This is a genomic window from Eubacteriaceae bacterium ES3 (assembly GCA_030586155.1).
Taxonomy (GTDB): domain Bacteria; phylum Bacillota; class Clostridia; order Eubacteriales; family Eubacteriaceae; genus Acetobacterium.
Genome location: CP130741.1, coordinates 1,218,113 through 1,239,812, shown reverse-complemented (window position 1 = coordinate 1,239,812; position 21,700 = coordinate 1,218,113). Strand labels below are relative to the sequence as shown.

At 38.7% G+C, this 21,700-nt stretch carries 18 protein-coding genes and 1 riboswitch; of the genes, 6 read left to right on the top strand and 12 right to left on the bottom strand.

Going from position 1 to position 21,700, the window contains the following annotated elements:
* Nucleotides 1-173 precede the first annotated feature (173 nt).
* The 9 genes from sdaAA to Q5O24_05580 form a co-directional block, all read right to left on the bottom strand.
* Nucleotides 174-1,052 (bottom strand): L-serine ammonia-lyase, iron-sulfur-dependent, subunit alpha, encoded by an 879-nt coding sequence (gene sdaAA / locus Q5O24_05620; GenBank protein WKY48796.1) that lies wholly within the window; start codon nucleotides 1,050-1,052, stop codon nucleotides 174-176.
* 8 nt (nucleotides 1,053-1,060) lie between these two features.
* The gene (sdaAB, locus tag Q5O24_05615; protein ID WKY48795.1) at nucleotides 1,061-1,723 is read right to left on the bottom strand and encodes an L-serine ammonia-lyase, iron-sulfur-dependent subunit beta; all 663 of its coding nucleotides are present in this window, start codon (nucleotides 1,721-1,723) and stop codon (nucleotides 1,061-1,063) included.
* 75 nt (nucleotides 1,724-1,798) lie between these two features.
* Entirely contained in the window at nucleotides 1,799-3,256 is a 1,458-nt protein-coding gene (gcvPB, locus tag Q5O24_05610; protein WKY49215.1) for an aminomethyl-transferring glycine dehydrogenase subunit GcvPB, read from the bottom strand.
* Nucleotides 3,252-4,598, bottom strand: a complete 1,347-nt coding sequence (gene gcvPA, locus Q5O24_05605) for an aminomethyl-transferring glycine dehydrogenase subunit GcvPA (GenBank protein WKY48794.1) — start codon at nucleotides 4,596-4,598, stop codon at nucleotides 3,252-3,254. The genes gcvPB and gcvPA overlap by 5 nt, the downstream gene beginning before the upstream one ends.
* A gap of 12 nt (nucleotides 4,599-4,610) precedes the next feature.
* The gene (gcvT, locus tag Q5O24_05600) at nucleotides 4,611-7,253 is read right to left on the bottom strand and encodes a glycine cleavage system aminomethyltransferase GcvT (protein ID WKY48793.1); all 2,643 of its coding nucleotides are present in this window, start codon (nucleotides 7,251-7,253) and stop codon (nucleotides 4,611-4,613) included.
* A gap of 25 nt (nucleotides 7,254-7,278) precedes the next feature.
* Nucleotides 7,279-7,656: a glycine cleavage system protein GcvH gene (gene gcvH / locus Q5O24_05595; protein ID WKY48792.1), complete on the bottom strand. Its 378-nt coding sequence runs from the start codon at nucleotides 7,654-7,656 to the stop codon at nucleotides 7,279-7,281.
* A gap of 228 nt (nucleotides 7,657-7,884) precedes the next feature.
* Nucleotides 7,885-7,989: riboswitch (glycine riboswitch) on the bottom strand.
* 589 nt (nucleotides 7,990-8,578) lie between these two features.
* On the bottom strand, nucleotides 8,579-9,586 hold the full coding sequence (locus tag Q5O24_05590; GenBank protein ID WKY48791.1) for a uroporphyrinogen decarboxylase family protein: 1,008 nt from the start codon (nucleotides 9,584-9,586) through the stop codon (nucleotides 8,579-8,581).
* Between the two features lie 490 nt (nucleotides 9,587-10,076).
* Entirely contained in the window at nucleotides 10,077-10,505 is a 429-nt protein-coding gene (locus Q5O24_05585; protein WKY48790.1) for a hypothetical protein, read from the bottom strand.
* 77 nt (nucleotides 10,506-10,582) lie between these two features.
* The gene (locus tag Q5O24_05580; GenBank protein WKY48789.1) at nucleotides 10,583-10,918 is read right to left on the bottom strand and encodes a glutaredoxin domain-containing protein; all 336 of its coding nucleotides are present in this window, start codon (nucleotides 10,916-10,918) and stop codon (nucleotides 10,583-10,585) included.
* Nucleotides 10,919-11,128: 210 nt separating this feature from the next.
* Here Q5O24_05580 and Q5O24_05575 point away from each other — a divergent pair, with 210 nt between their 5' ends.
* Genes Q5O24_05575 through Q5O24_05550 form a run of 6 tightly spaced genes read left to right on the top strand, consistent with a single transcriptional unit; the run spans nucleotide 11,129 to nucleotide 17,459 of the window.
* Nucleotides 11,129-12,385: a 2-hydroxyacyl-CoA dehydratase family protein gene (locus Q5O24_05575; GenBank protein ID WKY48788.1), complete on the top strand. Its 1,257-nt coding sequence runs from the start codon at nucleotides 11,129-11,131 to the stop codon at nucleotides 12,383-12,385.
* Nucleotides 12,382-14,139 (top strand): 4Fe-4S binding protein, encoded by a 1,758-nt coding sequence (locus Q5O24_05570; GenBank protein WKY48787.1) that lies wholly within the window; start codon nucleotides 12,382-12,384, stop codon nucleotides 14,137-14,139. The genes Q5O24_05575 and Q5O24_05570 overlap by 4 nt, the downstream gene beginning before the upstream one ends.
* Nucleotides 14,132-15,415 (top strand): 2-hydroxyacyl-CoA dehydratase family protein, encoded by a 1,284-nt coding sequence (locus Q5O24_05565; GenBank protein WKY48786.1) that lies wholly within the window; start codon nucleotides 14,132-14,134, stop codon nucleotides 15,413-15,415. Before Q5O24_05570 ends, Q5O24_05565 begins: the two co-directional genes overlap by 8 nt.
* Nucleotides 15,416-15,425: 10 nt before the next feature.
* A complete protein-coding gene (locus Q5O24_05560; GenBank protein WKY48785.1) occupies nucleotides 15,426-16,211 on the top strand; it encodes an acyl-CoA dehydratase activase in 786 nt (261 codons plus the stop codon).
* A gap of 1 nt (nucleotide 16,212) precedes the next feature.
* Nucleotides 16,213-16,881 (top strand): sulfite exporter TauE/SafE family protein, encoded by a 669-nt coding sequence (locus tag Q5O24_05555; protein WKY48784.1) that lies wholly within the window; start codon nucleotides 16,213-16,215, stop codon nucleotides 16,879-16,881.
* A gap of 14 nt (nucleotides 16,882-16,895) precedes the next feature.
* On the top strand, nucleotides 16,896-17,459 hold the full coding sequence (locus Q5O24_05550) for a hypothetical protein (GenBank protein WKY48783.1): 564 nt from the start codon (nucleotides 16,896-16,898) through the stop codon (nucleotides 17,457-17,459).
* 32 nt (nucleotides 17,460-17,491) lie between these two features.
* Here the strand turns inward: Q5O24_05550 and Q5O24_05545 are convergent, their stop codons facing one another.
* From Q5O24_05545 to Q5O24_05535, 3 genes are all read right to left on the bottom strand, one after another.
* Nucleotides 17,492-18,892 (bottom strand): glutamate decarboxylase, encoded by a 1,401-nt coding sequence (locus tag Q5O24_05545; protein WKY48782.1) that lies wholly within the window; start codon nucleotides 18,890-18,892, stop codon nucleotides 17,492-17,494.
* 162 nt (nucleotides 18,893-19,054) lie between these two features.
* Nucleotides 19,055-20,038 carry a bifunctional glutamate--cysteine ligase GshA/glutathione synthetase GshB gene (gene gshAB, locus Q5O24_05540; GenBank protein WKY48781.1) on the bottom strand — a complete coding sequence of 328 codons (984 nt, stop codon included), beginning with the start codon at nucleotides 20,036-20,038 and terminating at the stop codon, nucleotides 19,055-19,057.
* 266 nt (nucleotides 20,039-20,304) lie between these two features.
* Nucleotides 20,305-21,645 (bottom strand): hemolysin family protein, encoded by a 1,341-nt coding sequence (locus tag Q5O24_05535; protein ID WKY48780.1) that lies wholly within the window; start codon nucleotides 21,643-21,645, stop codon nucleotides 20,305-20,307.
* Nucleotides 21,646-21,700: the final 55 nt, after the last annotated feature.

The window sequence follows — 21,700 nt, the reverse complement described above, 5'->3', positions numbered from 1 at the left end:
TCTACACGGTAACAAAAAAATATCTTTCTAACTTTAATATCACAGTAAGTAAGCTTTAAATTAAACAAGAGGCTGATATGAAAAATTCATATCAGCCTCTTGTTATCTGTTATTATGTACTTTCTAAAAGTCTTCTCAAAGTAACGTGTTGTTTACATTGACACCTTGCTAATTTATTGATTTAATATTTCCTCGGCAAGTTTTTTACCAGTAGGCGTGTCTGCCAGCCCACCTTCGGCCGTTTCTTTTAAGCTTGGAGGCAGTACATCGCCAACCGCTTTCATGGCTCCAATCACCTCATCCACAGGAATTTTACTTTCAATTCCTGCCAAAGCCATTTCAGCGGCGACTAGCGCATTTGCAGCACCACTAGCATTTCGTTTCACACAAGGTACTTCGACCAATCCAGCAACCGGATCACATACAAGTCCAAGAACACTTTTCAAGGCAAAAGCTACCGCATTTCCACACATATGTGGTGTACCACCATAGAGTTCTACCGCTGCTGCAGCTGCCATCGCTGATGCGCTGCCGCACTCCGCCTGACAACCACCTTCGGCACCTGAAATTCCGGCATTTTTCGCAATCACCATGCCAAAACCGGCTGAAGTTAAAAGACTCATTACAAGTTTCTCATCACTCAAATCACCAGCTTCTTTTAATGTCAATAACAGTCCGGGAATAATTCCACATGAACCAGCCGTTGGAGATGCTACGATTCGTCCCATACAGGCATTGACTTCCGAAACCGCCAGTGCTTTTGCGATCACTTCCCCCAACAAATCTCCGCTGATTGAACGACCCGACTGGATCGCCTTTTTCATTTTATTAGCATCTCCACCACTAAGTCCGCTGACTGACTGATTAGTGGATGTCAGCCCGGTTTTAACTGCTTCCTTCATAACCTCAAGGTTACAATACATTTTTTTAAGCAGTTCAGCTTCCGAAATTTCCATTTGCTCTGCCTGATCTTTCAGGACTATTTCAGAAATTGTTCGTCCTTCTTTTGCTGCTGTATCGATCAGACTTTGGATTGAATCGTAACTAATCATTTTTTCTCCTAATAAATCGGCTCAATTAAAACAGCTTTTCTGACATTTTCCATTTTTTCGATTTCTGATGCCATTTCCTGCCCTGCAGGCTGATCTGTTTCAATTACCATCATCGCTTCACCGCCGCGATGGGATCGAAACATATTCATCTTCCCAATATTTAAACCGTGTTCCGCTAATAGTTTTGTTACAGTGGCTATAACCCCTGGCGAATCATAATGGGGGATCAGGAAGGTATAAAAGTCACCATCAAACTCTACATTGATATCATTAATCCTATTGACAACAATTCTCCCACCGCCAACTGATGAACCTTGTACAACTGATTCTTTACCCTCTTCATCAATCATCGTTATTAATGCAGTGTTTGGGTGTATATCTTTTTTATTGGATTGAATGAATTCATACTTCATTTTAACTTCTTCAGAAATATTGAGGCTCTCTCTGATCCGCTCATCATCTGGCAACATTCCCATAAGTCCGGCAATAATAGCTTTGTCCGTACCATGCCCCCGATAGGTTTTGGCAAAAGATCCAAAAAGCTCTATTCTTACACTGACCGGTTGTCTGCCGCAAACTGCTCCGGCAATCCGGCCAATTCTAACCGCTCCGGCTGTATGAGAACTGGAGGGTCCGACCATAATCGGACCTATTATATCAAATACGTTCATATTACCTCCATCAGGCACCTGATTTTGTCATAATTCTATTCAATATCAGGTATCAGTTAGCCTCTTTGTTCTTGTTTAAGCTTCTTTTGTAAATCTTAAAATCGGCTGTTTAACCGCCTTTACTTCATCTAAACGCAAAACAATCGTATCATGTGGCGCATCATGAAGTGCTTCGGGATCACTATTCGCTTCTTTAGCAATCTGTTTCATTGCAGCGATAAATTCATCTAAGGTCTCCACACTTTCTGTTTCAGTTGGTTCAATCATCATCGCTTCTTTAACAATTAATGGGAAATAAATTGTTGGTGGATGGTAACCAAAATCGATGAGTCTTTTTGCAATATCAAGGGCTGCAACACCTTGTTTATGCTGACGTGATGCCGAGAAGACAACTTCATGCATACAAGTTTTCCCAAATGGTAAATCATAATCGTCCTGTAGTTTAACTCGGATATAGTTTGCATTTAAAACAGCCGTTTCAGAAGCATCCCTTAGACCTTCGGCACCCAAAGAACGGATGTAGGCGTAAGCTTTAACCACAACTGAGAAATTACCATAAAATGATTTAATTCGTCCAATTGAATCCGGTCTGTCGTAATCAAAATAATATTTATCACCATCACAGGCAATAACCGGTTTTGGTAAAAACTTAACCAGATCTTTTTTAACACCTACCGGACCAGCGCCAGGACCACCACCACCATGAGGAGTACTAAAGGTTTTATGCAGGTTAAGATGAACTACGTCAAAGCCCATATCACCTGGTCTGGTAATACCCATGATCGCATTCATATTAGCTCCATCGTAGTATAATAGTCCACCTGCTTCATGAACAATTTCAGCAATTTCAACAATATTATCTTCAAAGAGGCCTAAAGTACTGGGGTTAGTTAACATCAAACCGGCAATTTCGTCGCTCATAACAGCCTTCAATGCTTCTATATCAACACCGCCAAATTCGTTTGATTTAACTTCTATGACATCAAAGCCAACTACTGCTGCTGAAGCCGGATTAGTACCGTGAGAAGAGTCAGGAACAACGATTTTATTACGTTTGGATTCGCCACGACTTTCATGATATGCTTTAATAATCATCAGACCGGTCATCTCACCATGAGCACCTGCCGCAGGCTGCATTGTAACCTGTTCCATTCCTGTAATTTCAGATAGCATTTTATCAGTCTGATATAAAATTTCAAGACATCCTTGAGCTGTTTTTTCACACTGATAAGGATGCATTCTTGAAAAACCAGAATATTTGGAAACATCTTCATTTACTTTTGGGTTATACTTCATGGTGCAGGATCCCAATGGATAGAATCCAGAATCAACACCGTGATTCATCATCGATAAAGCTGTAAAATGGCGCACCGCATCAATTTCACTAACTTCTGGTAGTGCAGGTTCAGATGATCTTAAAAATTCATCTGGAATAACAGCACTGTTTTCAATTTCCGGAACATCACATTTCGGGAACAATGTTGTTCTTTTTCCCGGAATACTTTTTTCAAATATTAAAGATTCCTGCTTAATCACAATAGCTCACCGCCTTACTTACCAGACTATCTATTTCCTGTCGGGTTCTTTTTTCTGTGACTGCTAAAAGCCAGCCATTCTCAACTTCTGAAAAATCCGCACTTAAGTTATAACCACCAATAATCCCATCATCCAAGAGTTTTTCATTTAATTTTTCGATTGAACTACAACCGCTGACGGCAAATTCGCAAAAGAATGGTGCAGTGAAAACTGGTTTGAATTTTTCGGTTTTAATCAGTTGTTCATAGAGATAATGGGCCTTCTTAAGGCTCAGAGTTGCCACTTCTTTAAGTCCCTCTTTACCAAGCATCGTCATATAAATTGTTGCCGTTAAAGCATTCAGTGCCTGATTTGAACAAATATTTGAAGTTGCTTTTTCTCTCCTAATGTGTTGTTCACGCGTCTGCAGGGTTAATACAAATGCTCTTTTTCCTTCTTTATCGGTCGTCTGTCCTACAATTCGACCAGGTAATTTTCTCATTAATGATTTTGATGTAGCCATGAAACCAAAACCTGGTCCGCCAAAACTAATGGGGTTACCCAGCGATTGACCTTCACCAACAGCAATATCAACGTTTTGTTCGCCTGGTGATTTTAAAACTGTTAGCGAAATTGGATCTACACTTGCGACTGTCAGAGCCTTTTTATCATGGGCAATCTCAGCGATTTTCTCAAGATTTTCGATGACTCCAAAAAAGTTTGGACTTTGTACTAGTACTGCTGCAGTCTGATCACTGATTAATTCCGACAAGGCTGCTTCATCTACCTGACCGTTTAGATATCCAACTTCTTTCACCGTAATACCTTTATACTTTGCATATGTTCTAACAACTTCTTTACTTTCTGGATGGATTGAAGTAGCCATAATAATTTCTTTTTTTCTTTTTTGTTCACACGCCATAGATACCGCTTCTGCCAGCGCTGTAGCTCCGTCATACATTGATGCATTGGCAATATCCATCCCCGTTAGTTCGCAAATCATAGTCTGAAATTCAAAAATCGCCTGCAGGGTTCCCTGGCTGATTTCTGGCTGATACGGTGTGTAAGCTGTATAAAACTCCTGACGTGAAGTCAAATTACCCACAGCACTGGGAATATAGTGATCATAAGCACCAGCCCCTAAAAAACAGGTCAGCTCATCAAGGTCAACACTTTTTGCCGAAATTTTTTGCATATGTGAGACCAGATCCATTTCAGACAAAGCGTCTGGCAACAACAAATCGCGGCCCAATCTGACTTTCTCAGGAATATTCTCAAAAAGTTCCTGGACAGAATCAACGCCAATCACCTGACACATCTTTTTCTTTTGTTCATTGGTATTTGGTATATAAGATGCCATTGTTGCTCCTCCTTATAGTGTAGCCTTCAGTTTATCTAACTGTTTCATGATATCTTCATCTGTGAAACAGTATTTCAGATCTTTGAAGTTCTGCTTCAGCTCGACAACGTCATCTTTAACATCTTTATTTCGTAAAATAACATCTGCCATTAATTTTGCTGTTTGTTTAAATTCGTCAAAACCAAATCCAAAGCGTGTCATCTCATTAACTCCAATTCGAATCGCTCCTGAAGCGGTAAAGCCTTCTTCTTCTGGAGTTGCTTGGTAATTAATGATCAGGTTGTTTTCTTCAAGACGTTTTGCAACATCTGGTCCAATTCCATAACCGACTCGTACAACAACCTGATGTGTTTCTGTGTAAGAAATTGCAGGATCGCCCGCAACGTCAAGACCTTCGTCAGCCAGACATTTGGCAAAGTATTTTGCATTATCAATAACATTTTTCTGGTATTCGTCTCTGAAATTATTCATTTCATAAGTTGCCATTAACAAACCTAACATGGTTCCCAGGTGATGGTTACTTACGCTACCAGGAAAAGCACGAGTTTCAATCGTTTCCCATAATGCATAATCGTAATCTTCTTTTTTGTAGTTTCCGGCGATAACCCCTCTTTGAGTTCCAAAGAAAGTTTTATGTGTAGAACCGGTAACCAGATCAGCACCTTCTGCAAATGGATCCTGGAAGTTTTTACCAATCAAACCCAGAACGTGTGCCATATCATACATGATGGTTGTTTTAATATTCTGTTCATCAACAAACTTTCGAATTGCTTCTACAGGTTCTTTATGAAGCACCATACTTTTACCAAAGATAATTAGCTCCGGTTTGTATTGTTCAATCAGTTTTTTCGTTTCAGGAACATCAATCTTGTACTGATTGTCTCTTTCAACCGGGAAATTAACAACCGCCTTTTTCTCAGTCTTAGGATCAACAGCAATATAGTCATGTAAAGCACCCATTGGCTGTGCACTTAAATGTCCGCCTTTTATAATGTGGTTGTTCATAACATAGCCTAATCGCAATGGGTCCACTTTTCGATTAACGCGATTTTTGTAATCCATCAGTGCGCTAAACACAGCCATGTTTGCCATCTGTCCGCTGACAACTCGGGTTTCTACTTCAGCACAACCGAAATATTTTTTCAGTTCTTCCATCAGTAAGTGTTCAATTTCATCAATAAACGCAGTTCCCTGATAATAGAATACATCAAAATCATAGAAAGATTTTGTTTTCTTGTGTTCAGCATATCGCATTGCAGGATCCATTATTGATAATATTCGGCTTGCTGCAGAAATTGACATCTCTGAAGGAATCAGGTTAATAGTTTCGTGTTGTCTGTGAATGGTATTTTCATAACTTCTTTCGAGGAGATTGAGTGCTTTTGTATGATAATCATCACTGCTGCTGTAATCAAGTTCAATTTCAACGCCATAAATAATCGGTCGCGCATATGGTGGCGCATCACCTTTCATGTGGTAAGGAGCAATAACAGCATCTACCATCTTGTTACGGATTTCTACTTTTACTTCATCGTCAAACTCAACATCGCCGTCAACCAGTGCCAGACCAATTGAACGTCTTGCTTTTTCGTCAGTAATTTTGCTGTCCAGACCGTATCCTTTGGCTACCAGATAAGGTACCATAGTTGCACTGGTAATATATCCAACTTCTTTACCATCTTTAAATACTTTACAGCCGGCTCGGGCAACGCCTTTGCCTGTTAAAGCGATTGGACGGACAATTCTTTCAAGATTTGAGAAATCAGAGAAATCCCGTTCCATGATCTTTTTAAAGCCAATATATTGTTTTTCCAGAGCTGCTTTACCAATATAGTCACCTTTTACATCAGAAAAGCTGACTGCGAATTTTGCCAACGGACAAGAAAAAATCGGAATTTCCTTACCATCAATATCAAGGCCCAATTCATGACCATATAAAGGAAGACCTGCTTCTAATCGAAGCGTATCTCGAGCCCCAAGACCTGTTTCTTTTGCTCCCAGCTCAAGTAATTTTTCCCAGATTTCAACTGCCTGAGATTTTACGGTAAACAGTTCCAGTCCTAATGGTTCACCTGTATAACCAGTTCGCGCCAATTTTAATTCTTCACCTTTATATGTAAGAATTCCTAAAGCATTTTTTAATGGTTCTGTTAAAAAACGCTCTCCAGTCAGTGCCTGAATGATATTTTTTGATTCCGGTCCCTGAACAGAAATCATTCCAATTTCACTGGAACGATCAACCATTTTTGCATCAAAAGCCTTGATTTCTTCCTGTAGGTGATTCCAGTCTTTTTCGATGTTAGCAGCGTTAACTACAAGCAAATATTCATCTTCATAAAAACGGTAAAGGTAAGCATCGTCATAAGCTCCGCCGTTTTCATTTTGAATCATTGTATATTGAGATTGTAAAAGATCCAAAGCCAGAACATTATTAGTTAATACATGTTGTAAAAACTCGGTGGCCTGTTTTCCGGAAACAATAAATCTACCCATATGTGAAACGTCAAAAATCCCACATTTTGTTCGAGTATAAATATGTTCATCAACAATTCCGGCTGGATAGTTGATAGGCATTTCCCAACCACCAAAATCAACTAATGTAGCTCCAGCTTTGACATGACAATCATAAAATATGGTACGTTTTAATTCCTGCATCCAATCTTCCTCCTATTATAAAGACTTATTCGACACAGATTTTTTCGTAATCTGCAGCGTCCATTAATTCATCAAGTTCTTCAGGATTTGTCAGCTCAACGCAAACCATCCAATTTTCAAATGCATCTGCATTTACAAGTTCTGGCTCATCAACCAAAGCTTCATTAACTTCTACTACTTTACCAGAAACAGGTAGAAACACATCAGATGCTGCTTTAACAGATTCTACTGTTCCAAAAACGCCTTCTTTTTCAATTTCATCGCCAACTTCCGGAAGTTCAACAAATACGATATCACCTAGAGAATGTTGTGCAAAATCTGTAATACCAATATAGGCTTTTTCACCTTCTACTTTTACCCACTCATGATCACTTGAATATTTTAAACCTTCAACAATTTTCATTTTTAATTCCTCCTGAATTTAATATTTTAAAATTAGTTTCGCCACAAACGTACCTTATCAATCTTACTATACATCTCTGCTCTTTAGTTACAATAAAGACCGTTCGTTAAGTGCAATTAAATTTTGCAACAAAAAAAGCAGAAAGCTAAAGCCTTCTGCTCTGTTATTAACCTGAGAGATTCTCCCTATATAGAGGTTGCCCCTTCGGTGCTACGCTTTCCAGAGTTATGTCCGGTTACGGTCCCCTTTACCTGAGATCATCACGATTACTATGGCTTAGTTAACCGCTTATTCCTTCGGTGTTGTAAAAACAATCTCTCCCGTATCCTTCATCCATACCAGCTATTTAATTGTAAAGTTTCGTTTAAGAACATTTGATGTACAAAGTATACACTGTACTTAACTAAATGTCAATAACCTCAAAAGCATTTTTCCGGCATTATCACAGATATGAATTCATTTCAAGAAACCGGATACAACTAAAAATATTGCCATTAAAAATCAACTCTATGCTGTATGTTTTTCGTTAAACGAAATATTTCTCCATTAAATACGCTAAAATATTAAAAAATATTTTTCTTTTAAATCCTCCCCTGTTTCTTTCTTACCTTATCAAGATACATATTTTTATCTGCTCTGTCCATTAACAGCTGTCGGGTAGATTCTTCATAAGCATCTGACAATTCATACCTACCGCATAGCTGAGCACAAACTCTTCCTTATAGTATAATCAAAATACTCAGTTAAATTAAATTTCTATTCTGTTTCAGTATAACCATTCTACTTTCATTATAGTATCCATTATACTGATAAATACCATAAGGCAAAAGTAAATTTTGCCGAAAGATATACAATCTAATTAAAAAAGCTAGTAGGAAGGCTCATAAGAGCCCTATACTACCAGCTTTAGGGTTAATTATCACTACATTTCAGAATTAATTTTTTCTAACTCAGCAGTTATCGCTTCGTAAACTCCTGGATAAACACTACCTGGTCCACCTTGAGTAATGCATGGAATATAATAATGTTTTCCACAACGTTCAACAGATTTTCGAACTTCAGCGCCTACGCTTTCCTGGGTCCAGTCCTCACGGTCAATTAGTGAATTGTCGATATCTCCCATGAAAGAAATTTTACCGCCATATTCTTTAATCAGTTCAGGAACGTTATTATTAGAAATACATCCCTGCCAGATATCAATTCCCATCTCAATCATTGATGGAACCAGATTAGCTCCATAGGAATCACTATGATGAACAATTAATTCAACGCCATTTTCTTTATAGAATCCGTAGATTTTTTTGTATGCAGGAACGATAAACTCGTTAAACATGTCTGGTGACAGGAAGGAACTAATTGAAGAACCCCAATCATCATGATGGAAAATACAATCCGGTTTATAATATTTAATCAGTTCAGCAGCATATTTCAGTTCATATTCAGTAATATAATCAATCAGTGCATGCATTTCTTCAGGTTCTTCATAGAAATTCAAAAGACAATCATCCATACCCATTAAATGATGGCATTGTTCAAATACACCTGGTGCTACAAAACAGGTTGTAAATACTTCATTTCTGTCAATCGCATCAATCATTGGCATAAACGGTTCCCATGCTTCTGGTGGAAAATCTGTCTTTGGCATTTTAACTACTTCACGCCATTTAGTGATATCTTTAAGTACTTTGTGTTCTTCATCGTGAAGTGGAAAGGCACCCGGTGTTCCTGCTGGCCACGCAAATGTAATACCCCAGGCATTTTTTACCGGTTCTCCTCCTGGCATCGGAAATCCCCCCTGGATAGAAATGGGATCAGCCATGATCATTCCATAAATCGCGTCTGTACAGACAAAAGCTTCATACTGGTTGACAAACCGATCAGGGTTTCCACCTTTAATCGTTTCCATAAGATTTTGACGTTTTGTTAGCATTAACATTCCTCCTAAATAAAAATGAATCATTACCCTTCAAACACTCTAATTATAAGATAGCTGAACGTGTTCAGAAAACACTTATTATCAACATCTTACAATTATAGCCATTCTGCCTGGTTAAAGAAATTCCATTCAGAACACCAACTTACAATAATTACACGCAACTAATTATTGTAAAACAGATTATATCACTAGTTTTGAAATCGCACAAGAGTAATTTATTGATTTTTTGAACACGTTTAACTGACTCCTATAGCACCTGATTTACACTGCTATCGCTGTTTGAATAGGATGCAAGTAAATTTCATATAATTGTTAATATTTATTTTTTACATTTATTTAATGTTTTACTTATTCTTTGATTATTAGCTGATCTTTTCTGTTGAATTCTAATTTTATGTGATATCAGTATTTTACTAATTAAGAATAAAACAAGACCTTTTAGGTGAACATACGATGTTCTCCTAAAAGGTCTTGTTAATCCTCTTTATGCTAATATATTTAAAATCGAACCCGCATTAGATGATTCTTCTGTTGTTGAATCACTGTATAGACTCTGATACAGTTCTTTTAAAGACTGAATGCGAGAGAGATTATACTCTGATAAAAGGCTCATTAGGCCGGTTTCATCGTCGCTGTAATCATAAAAAGAAGAAATTAGATTAGACTGCATTGAAGCAAAAATTTCTGCTAAAGAGGGTAAATCAGTCAAAATAGAGTCTAACTCCTCCTCATCACTAAAATCCGTAAACGCTAAATCATATTCTTCATTGATCACGTTATAAATCGATTCGTACTCATTCGAGCTGACTCCACTTGAATCAAATAATTCCGAATAATCGGTAGAAGTTGTACTACTAAGTTCAGCAATCAGTGAATTGTTATAATAAGAGCTGGCTATACTTGAAATGTTCATAGGGACACCTCCTCAAACTAATTTGAAAATCTTAGTATAAAATGTATCCCAACAGACTTGAATCAAAATTGAATCTTTTAGCTTGCAGTAAAACTTTCCTTGCATTTAGGACACCTAACAGATATTTTCCCCCTATTTGTAGGCACTCGAAGTTTTGTCCCGCAATTTGGACAGGTTTTAACCCGATGATCTACAAGCTGCATAATCCTTTGAGTATCCAAGCCTACTACCGCTTCATCACCAATCAAAATAGTTGGCACGCCTTTAATATTTCTCTTTATTAATTCATTTCTTGCCTGAGCATCAGCATTTATATCTTTCTGAGTGAACTGGATATTATTTTGTTTTAAGAATTCTTTAGCCGTTTTACAATGAGGACAGGTCTGTGTTGTCAATAAAATTACATCTTTCATCTTCTATCTCCAATCTTTTTTCTAAATTCTACACGTTCTCGGTCTCTTTATCTGTGATAATATCACACGATTCTGAACTAACTATAAATAGAAGGTTTTAAGCTTGAAAAAAACTTGAAATATTTCACACAAAATTCACATAAGAGACAAATTGATTTCATTTAAAATGTCTATACTGTTACCAGAAAATTAAGTTCAGGAGGTTATCAGATGAATCAAACTGATAAAACTAAGTTTACAGACTACGAGGAAGAATATCTGAACACACTCAAAAAACTGATGCAAAACAGCCCTTCATCAAAAGAGCTCCATTACTTTTTTAATATCATATATTCTTATTTTAAGCCACAGCAAATGCTAAATCACAAGCCGGACATCATCGTCATGGGGTCAGGAATTCCCGAAGAACTGATATACGCTGCCGGATCCAAACCTTTCTATATTCTTGGTGGAAGTCAAGGAGCCGTTAACTGGTCAGATGATTCTGTTCCCAGAGATACCGACCCGGTGAGTCGTTCAATGCTTGGATTCCTTTTAAATGATACTTTCAACCTTACCGAAAATGCGCTGATTATTTGTCCAGTCACCTGTGATTCTAACCGTAAAATGGCTTGGCTTCTTAAAAATTCTGGAAAAAAAGTAATCACTGTCGATGTTCCTCCAGATAAGACCGATCCCCTGGCCGGCATCAAATGGACACAAGAGATGAAAAAGCTTTCGGAAAAAATTTCTGATCACACCAGAACGAAAATTACAAAAAAAAGTCTGCAATCTGCAACGAAGCGGGTTAATCAGGCTAGAGGACTGATGGCAGAGTTTATCAGCATTTGTGAACAAGCTGGGCAATATATAAATGGTTCAACTCGGATGGCAGTCCTAAACGCCTATTATTACACCAGTGATTTAAGAAGTTATTGCCAACATCTTAAAAACTTAAATCTCGAGCTGATAGAAATATTAAATTGTACCCCTTATAAGAATACCAATAAACCCTCAGTTCTTTTAATGGGATCACCTGTGTTTATGCCAAATTATAAGATACCTTTCCTCGTTGAAGATATTGGCATGAATATTGAAGCTACCCTCGATTCAACGACACAAAAAATTTATTCCGGCTCTAAAAAGGAACATCAGGAAGTAGATCTTTTTACAGCGGTAGTTTTTTCTCAACTGCGCTACGACTGTTCTTCAGCATATTCAAAAAATGAAATGCTATATCAAAGTGCTTCCTGGCATCTGCGAAAGGGGAGAATTGATGGGGTCATTTTTCATGTTTTAAAAGGGCAAATCGAATACGATTTTGAATTGGAGCGTTTTGAAAAACTTTTTTCTGATGTAGGAATCCCGGTATTTAGACTTGAGACTGATTATCAGTATCAGGACGTTGAACAGCTCAGAATAAGAATGGAAGCATTTATGGAAGTGCTTACACAAAATCAATATAAGGACAAACGGAAAGCTGTATGAGATTAAAAAAACTATTTACCCCTCCCATTTTAATAATATCTGTAGTACTGTGTGTATTGGCTTTTTTCGCGTATGTATTTGAGTTTTACAACTTTAGTACAGATGCCAGTGGTTATACTGTTTCTGAAAATACTGAGAGTGATCTTCTTTCCTTCTCTTATAGCAATAACGAAATAATTCTTAATTCCCCGTCTGATGAAATAAGTCTTTACGCTCTAAGCGTCGAAGGTATTGCGGAAATGACAGAAGACAATATGAATTCTTTGAATTCCGATTATTTAGGAAGTTTTATTGCAACCATACCTGAACAGACAACAGATCTTAATCAAGACGGTCAAGATGAAACCTTATATTCTACCGCCAAGACCGATATGGAATTCACCCAGGGTTACCGACCAGTTGCGCCCTCATTTGACAGTGAACTCTTCCCATTTGAAGTCATTTTTACAGATCGGACTACAATTTCATTAAACTTCAATGGTGAGCCACTGGCTAATCAAACAGTGTCCGTTTACTCTGAAAGAAGTGGCGAGGCAGAATACACTAGCAATGAGAATGGTGAAATCAGCGATTTATCTATTCTCGATATTCGCAGCGGTATTCTTGTGACCTATTTTGAAAATGATGAAACTGTATATCAAATGCACTATCAGGTTGAGGATAACACCCTCTTTTCAATGCGCTATTTATCGGCGCTCACACCATTATTCATAATTATTGGTTTGACAGTTCTGGGGATTGTAATTTGTCTTGCTCTTCGACGTCGACTTCTTTTAAAGGACCCGGTTATGGGGCGTTTTCTATCAGATGATCGAAACATCGGTTCAAGTGGAATAGTAGAGGGCCAAAAGCGGTTTGGTTTAATGAATTTTCGCTGGATTATTATGCTTTTAAGCTTTTTTCTTTTGATTTTTGGTGGCAAAATTCTGGGCACCTGGTATCAAAACCTGGAGATTCCAATCTTTTCCTGCCCCATTAATCAGGATCAGCTGATCGGCTCCTCCTGCTACACTTTGTCCCATTTAAACACCCTGTTTGACATGACCTGGCAGGAAATTCTGATCTTTGTCGGATCATTCCTGGCTTCACTGGTTATTTTGGGACGAATTATTTGTGGCTTTCTTTGTCCGATGGGACTGATTCAGGATATTTTTGACTGGATTCGCCGGAAGCTTAAAATCCAAGGTGTTTACTTTGATGAGAAAATCTATCAGAATACCACTCCAATCAAATGGGTTATGCTTCTGATCTTTTTAGTCCTATGTTTTGTCGGTGGTAATTTCTGTGACATCTGTCCTGCCATTACCGTTTCACCTGCTTTTGCCGGATTTAAATTAAGCCTCTACTTAAGCGGTTTTATGATGGTCTTTGTACTGATTTCCGGTTTCTTCAAACGCCGTTTCTTTTGTACTATCTGTCCCCTTGGCTATCTGATGGGGCTGTTCCATAAGATTTCGCTGTTTAAACTCAAAAAAGACTGTCAGGCCTGCACTGAATGCGGTGCCTGCTATGAAGCCTGTCCCATGGGCATTAAGAGTATCTATACTGAAAGAACGAAAAAAGACGTGACCACCAGTGATTGTATTATGTGTGGTGCCTGTGTTGATAAATGTCCGGAAAATAATGCCCTTTATATGAGCTTTTGTGGAATCCCTTTTTACCGGGCATCACGTAAAACCTTTATGTCGGGTTACAGGAAAAACGAGCGCATACTTAAACGTCAGATTAAAAAAAGGAAAAAAAGTGATGAATAAAAACCTTACACCATCAGAAGAACGACAAAGACAGCGATTTATAGAAAAAGCAACCCGTGTCTCAGGCAAATATCTAAGGCGACTCAGTGAACTCAAAGGAGCTCCGGATGCTTTAAAACCATTTCTCGATGTACTTGAAAATATTTATGTCAATATGGATGGTCCAAGCTTTTCTATTGAAAAACCGCTGATCGGTACTTACTGTGTCATGGTTCCTCAGGAGCTGATCTATGCTGCTGGAGCCCAACCTGTCAAACTCTGCAGCGGCAGTTATACAGCTTTTTACATCGGCGATGACCTGGTTCCCAGAGATGCCTGCCCACTGGTTAAAGCTGTCATGGGCTACCAGACTATGGGCGTGATGCCAATATATGATGACTGCTCGATGATGGTTTTTCCCATCACCTGCGATTGTAAGAAGAAAATGGCTGGTATGTTAAAAGACCTGGTTCCTGTCCACTCCTTTCATATCCCCACATCTAAAGAAGATGACACCGACCTGGAACAGGTCCTTAATGAACTCTACGAGCTGATCCCGGCATTGGAAGCAGCAACCGGTAAGAACGTTACTCATAAAAGCCTCTCTGAAAGTATGGACCAAGTTGGCTTTGCTCAATATCAGCTGTCACAATTTAACGAATACAAAAAAAATGTCCCCGCTTTAATAAAGGGGACCCATGCTATGGCTATTATGAATGCATCTTCCTATATGCCTATTGATGAATGGAGTGAAAAACTGTATCTGCTTAATCAGGAACTGGCAAAACGAAAAAAAGCCAAAGCATTTGTGAGTCAGAAAAAAGAGCCTCGACTAATGGTAACCGGGTCTCCTATCATCTTTCCCAATATTAAAATTCCCCTGCTAATTGAAGAAATGGGCGGTAGTTTAGTGGCCGATGAAACCTGTATGGGAGAACGTGCCATGTATGATCCGTCGGTAGTTGTAGACCAGAGCTTTGATGGAATGATGAGGGCCCTGGCCAACCGCTATACCCGTCCCTGTACCTGTCCAACTTTTGTCGACAACAATCAGCGAATTTACAGGATTAAACAGATGATCAAAGACCATCAGGTCGAAGGGGTTGTCTATCATGTATTGCGCGGATGCCTGGTTTATGATTTTGAATATCAGACCCTTGAAGAGGAACTGGGTAAAATGAATATCCCCATAATCAGGGTCGAAAGTGACTACAATGAAGAAGATATTGAACAGCTGAGAATTCGTATTGAAGCTTTTATCGAACTCATTAAACTGAAAGATTTACAGAAAAAATAAGGAGCTAACAATGAAAAATTACTATGCCGGCCTTGACGGCGGGTCCACTTATACGAAAGCTGCACTTTTACATGGCAATCAGGTTGTTGATGCCATGGTTACCAACACTGGAATAGACAATAACACATCAGCGATTGAACTGATTGGAAAAATGTGTCAACGACGGGGGATTGGTCGTGCAGATATCAAATACATTATGGCCACCGGCTACAGCCGCAAAGTTTTTGATGTAGCTGATGACGATATTTCTGAAATTACTGCCCACGCCTATGGTGTTCGTGTGACAGCTCCCAAAGAATACAAACCGGGGATGATTATTGATATTGGTGGCCAGGACTCAAAGATTATTTATCTTGACCCTAATTATGCCGTTAAGAATTTTACCATGAACGACAAATGTGCTGCTGGAACCGGTAAATTTATGGAAGTAATCGCCCAGATTCTGGAAACAACCATTGACCAGGTTGGTCCACTATCACTGGAAAGTAAAACCCCTTGCGATATTAACAGCACTTGTGTGGTCTTTGCCCAGTCTGAGGTCATCTCCCTGGTTGCCCGAAAATATGATCGCCGGGATATTCTGGCTGGAATGCATCTATCGATGGCCAAACGAATCATCAAGATGATGAAAAAGTCTGAAAAAGGCGGCGATATCCTTATGACTGGCGGTGGCGCCCTAAACATCGGAGTCCATAAGGCTTTTGAAGAAGAAATGATGCGCGACGTCTATGTGGCTAGACACCCGCAATTTAACGGGGCTATCGGAGCCGCTTTAATTGCCAGCGAAAGGGGCTGATATGGAACTCCTTCTTCCCATTTTAACTACAGCAGTATCTGTTGGCTTGAGCTGCGGCACCTGCTGCAGTCCCACAGTGAGTATTTTTCTTTCCACCTATATTATTTCTCATTCCGGTGGGATGAAAAAATCAATTCTCTCATTTATAAGTTTTGTATCTGGAAAAATTACTTCCGTGATATTGATCTGTGCTGTTGCCGCCGCTTTAGGCAATCAGTTTATTGATGATTCCGGTTATCTAGGAAATATTAACTTGCAACTTGTAATGCAGATTTCGATGATTGGCTTGGGCATTATTTTAATCGGCAAATGGATCATTGATGCCAAAAATCCCAACAAAAACTGCAGTTCCTGTTCCGGTGAAAAAAAGATAGACGCTAAAGGGATCGTTCCGCTATTTATGGCTGGCTTTACCTATGGTGCCACCCCCTGCAGTCCACTGATTCTGATGATTGGTCTTTGTGCCACCCTATCTGTTTCATCAGCAATACTGGTTGGTTTTGTTTTTACTCTGGCCAGCACTTTAACACCGGTTCTTTTAATGGTATTAATTTCCGGAGTCCTATCCGGTCGGATGAAAAAAGAAATCCCACAATATATAAGGTGGTTTCAACTTGCTTCTTATATACTAATTACCGTTTTAAGCTTTAATGCACTTTCAAATCTTTAAATTTCGGAGGAATTATGAAATTAAAAATATTTAAGCAGTTTGGCGCAGCGATCGCATCGATTCTGATTGTATATGGAATTATTTCAACAACTTATCGCTCTTATCAGAGTGTTCTAGCGGCACAGGTTGAATCCCCTGATATTGTTTTAGTCGGTGAAACTGTAGATGATGTCGATACTGAAATTACCACGCCTTCAGTAGTTGTTGAGACAACTCCGGCTGAAGTGGTAGAAACTACCGAAACGACGGAGGCAGTTACAGAAACTACTGAAACTGCGACAACAGAAGCTGCTGCCCCTGTTCAATCGGTCACCGAGGAGTCAAGTGTTTCTGAAGAATCCATAGCATCGGCAGCTCCTGTTCAGGAAGACGAAATTATAGTTCCTGATGAAACCGCATCTGACAGTCAGACAGTTGTCACTGAACCGGATCCCGTTGTCCCAACCTTAAACGAATACCTTTCCCAACTGCGTTGTGGTGGTTGCGGCAAAAACTGTTCTCTGATTAATCCCCGTTGCGGAAGAGGTCAGCAAAAAGCTTCAAATGCTCAACAAGAATACTACGCCACATATAGTTAAGAAAAAGTCGCAGAGATCTGCGACTTTTAAATTTAGTGGGTAAATCCATATGTTTTTCCATCATCTTCAGGTGAACTGAAAAGAATTCGGGCATGATTCAAATCATCAATGGCACGATTAAAATCTTCAATAAATAGTGATGCCAACTGCCGGTTTAGATCCTGACGCACCACTACTCGCTGAATCAGAGTCTCTTCCATATTTTCCGGCAGCGGATAGGCCGGCACCTGCCAGCCATTCATCCGTAAACGATCGGCCAAATCATAAAGGTTCCATTGCTTCTCAACTTTCATTTTCCAGCAAACGATTGGAATATTGTCTCCGTCGTTGATAATCTCAAACAACCCGGTTTTCTCAATTTCGGAAGCAATATACATGGCAACATTACGCGTTCGCATTTGAATGTGCTGGTAACCGGAAAAGCCAAGAGAAAGGAAATTAAAATATTGCCCAATAATCTGACTGGCCGACCGGGAAAAATTAATCGCCATTGTGGGAATGTCCCCGCCAAGATAAGAAACATCAAAAATCAGTTCTTCCGGAACATACTCCCGATCCTTCCAGATGATCCAGCCGATTCCCGGGTAAACCAGTCCATATTTGTGGCCTGAAGTATTAATGGAGATGACATTTGACAATCTAAAATCCCATTCCAGGTCTGGAAAAGCAAATGGCGTAAACATCCCGCCCGACGCTCCATCCACATGGATAGGCACTTTATAACTGGCTGTCTGATTATATTCTTCCACCAGCTCATTAAGGCGCTTCACATCATCGTATTTTCCGGTATAGGTAATCCCCATGATCGCCACAATTCCAATAGTATAATCATCCACATAATCCATCACCGTATCAAGATTCAGAGACAAATGTTTTTCCTCAACAGGCACAGTCCTTAATTCAATGTCCCAGTAGACACAGAACTTTTCCCAGCATACCTGAAAGCCTGAAGAGATTATCAGGTTTGGTTTTTTTCTGTAAATATCGAGTCCATTTTTTTCAGCTTCTTTTCGCCAACGAAATTTCATCGCCATTCCACCAAGCATACATGCTTCTGATGAACCAACTGTTGATGTCCCAATGAAGGAGCTTTTCTTGGGGGCATTCCATAAATCAGCTAATATGTTTACACACCTTTTTTCCAAGTCAGCCGTCTGCGGATACTCAGACTTATCGATAGCATTTTTCTCCAGAGTTTCTGACATCAGGCGAGTTGCCCACGGTTCCATATCAGTCTGGCAAAAAGTTGCCAGATTCTGTCTTGCGTTGCCTTCATCCATTAAATCATTTTTAATAATTCGATAGGCCAGCTCCGGGTCAACCGATTCATCATTTAAATGATATTTGGGAAAGCTTAGAACTTCTTCACTGAATACGGATGCATGGTAACAATCCTTGTCAAACTCTTTTTCATCTGGTCTTGAATGTAGCATTTGTTCCTCCTCAATGATAAACTTTTTATTTCAAACAGACAATATCGTCGATTTTAAACAGAATTCCAGGTATCAAAAGGTCGCCCAAATTAGACATGGGTTTTACTTTACAACTAACAACCAATTTCTTCGTCGCTACTGCAATAGCCTTTCAAATATTCTTTAAAAACCTAGAAGATCAAGAATTTTTTCTTCAACATGCCTGTTTTTACCCTTAAAGGGATAATTATGAATATGTAATGCAGGGTTGAAATTCAGCTCAATAATGCTGTAATTGCTTTTAGTCGCATTTTCTGTAATATCATTAATCATCATATCAACACCGCAAATTTTTGCACCGACTGCCTGAGCTGAAGCAATAGCAATATTTTTATAATCATCCCCAATTATTTCTGTATAATCAATGCTGTCACCTCCGGTGCTAATATTGGAGTTCTCCCGCAGATAAACAATTTCTTCCTGAGCAGGTATTGTCTCGATCGTTTTGTTATCAGCCTTTAAAAATCCGATCTCAGTTTCCCCAATATTAATTTTTTCAAGAGGGGTGACATACCCTTTTCCCCTCAAAGGATCTTTGTTTTTTTCAATAACAAGCTCACTAATCGTTCTAACTCCATCACCTTTTACATTAGCTGGTACCCGATGCAAAATCCCTGCAACTTCATCACCGATGACAAGAAAACGATATTCTTTTCCCGGAATAAAGGTTTCAATCAGAACGGTTTTGTCATAGGAAAAGGCAAATTGCAGGGCTTCTTGAAAATCATCCCGTGCTTTCAATTCTTTAATAATAGTTATGCCAATTCCAAAATTAGTATTCTTAGGCTTGATCACCAGAGCTTTATTTTCCCAGTCAGGAAATAATTTTAGCCCCTCTTCCAAGGAATTAACGCTAACTCCTGCAGGAACATTGATATTTTTTTCCTTCAATATCAGTTTGGTAATTTCCTTGTTTTCCATTATTAAGGGTACAATGTATGGGTCCAAAGCAGTTTTGGTTGCCTGCTTAATATATTCAACTTTTTCATTCTTCTTTATTCTAATAAAATTATCTGCGCGATCTAAAACCTCAACAGTGAGATTACGTTTTATAGCTGCATCAATAAGACTTTGTGTAGATAATTCCAATCCACTTTTGTCATTCAAAATGATTTGCTCCTCTCATCATGTTTCTCTGATAGGCTTCATAGCTTAAAAACTCATGTAAATATTGTTATCAAAATTTTGAAACCATTCTGATTATATTATGCCATATTATTAGCAGCTTGTCGTCAACTCTTTTGAAAGCATAAAAAACTTCCGATTTCTCGGAAGCTTTTTATGAAACTTGACAGTAATAATTGATTCACTAGAGCCTGATTCTTATATTCTTTGAGCTTGTCATTATATTCAAGCTTACTCACATATTGATATTAAAGCTTTTCTTTTTTATTTATTTTATCGCTGGTTAAACGACTAACAACTGCACTAATAAGCCGATGATCTTTTATTTTAGCAACCATAATCTTATATCCTTTATAGCTAAATTCAGGCGTACTTCCGTCCTCAGGAATAATCTCCAATCTGTCAAAAACCCACCCACCGAATGTATTAAAATGCTCATCGAAGAAAGCTGTTCCTAATTGATTAACTACTTCCTCCAAATCACATGCGCCATGAATACGCCAGGTATTTTCATCAATCTGTTCAATCATCGGTAATTCTTCCGAAAAAACACGACGATCATCAAGACTTCCGACCAGCTGTTCCAACAAATCATTCATTGTGATCACTCCACTCATTCCACCATATTCATCAACAACAATCGCAAAGTGATTCCTGCTTTTTTGCATATTTCTAAAAACAACATCTGCATGGGTCGACTCTGGTACAAATCTCGCAGTTCTCACGGCATCTTTTAAGACATTCTCTCTAGTTCGTTTTTTTATTCTAAAATAGTCCTTGGTAAAAAGAACCCCTTCAACCTGATCATGAGATTCTCGACAAATCGGAAAATTCGTATGCCTCGAATTCATAATTTTTTCCTGCCACTTTTCTTCTGATTCATCCATCCAAAGGATACAAACCTGCGTCCGATGGGTCATAATCTCATCAATACGAATATCGTCAAATTCAAATACCCTCTGAATCATTCTTTCTTCATCGGGTTCAACAATACCCTTTTGTTTGCCCGCATCGAGAATCATTCGGATTTCTTCTTCTACGTTTTCCTCTTCTTCCTGATTGATATTAACTCTAAAAAGTTTTAGCAGACCATCAGTAGATACTGTAAACAACCAGACAACTGGTTTAAAAATCTTTGAAATTACTGATATTACTCCTGACATTGCTAATGCTATTGACTCTGCCTTTTTCATTGCCAACCTTTTAGGGACCAATTCCCCCAACAGTACTGTGAAGTATGTTAGAATGATTGTTATAATTATCATTGATAAAGCATTTAAAACAGTGTCCGATATGTTTAGGCCTATACTGATAAACCATTCCTGCAGCCGATATGAAAAATTATCGGTAGCAACCGCACTGCTTAACAAATTTACCAATGTAATACCAACTTGTATTGTTGCCAAAAAACCGGCTGGCTCTTCTATTAATGATAATAATCTTATCGCTCTTTTATCTCCTCCAAGTGCTAATTTTTTTAATTTTTTGTCATTAAACGTAATTATCGCAATCTCAGCCCCGGCAAAAACAGCGTTTAATAAAATAAATATTAGTTGCAACAACAATAGCAGCAATAATGACTCTTCCATCTTTTAACACCTCCAGAATCGTCCGAACCACATCTTTTCATTTTTTAAAACAAAT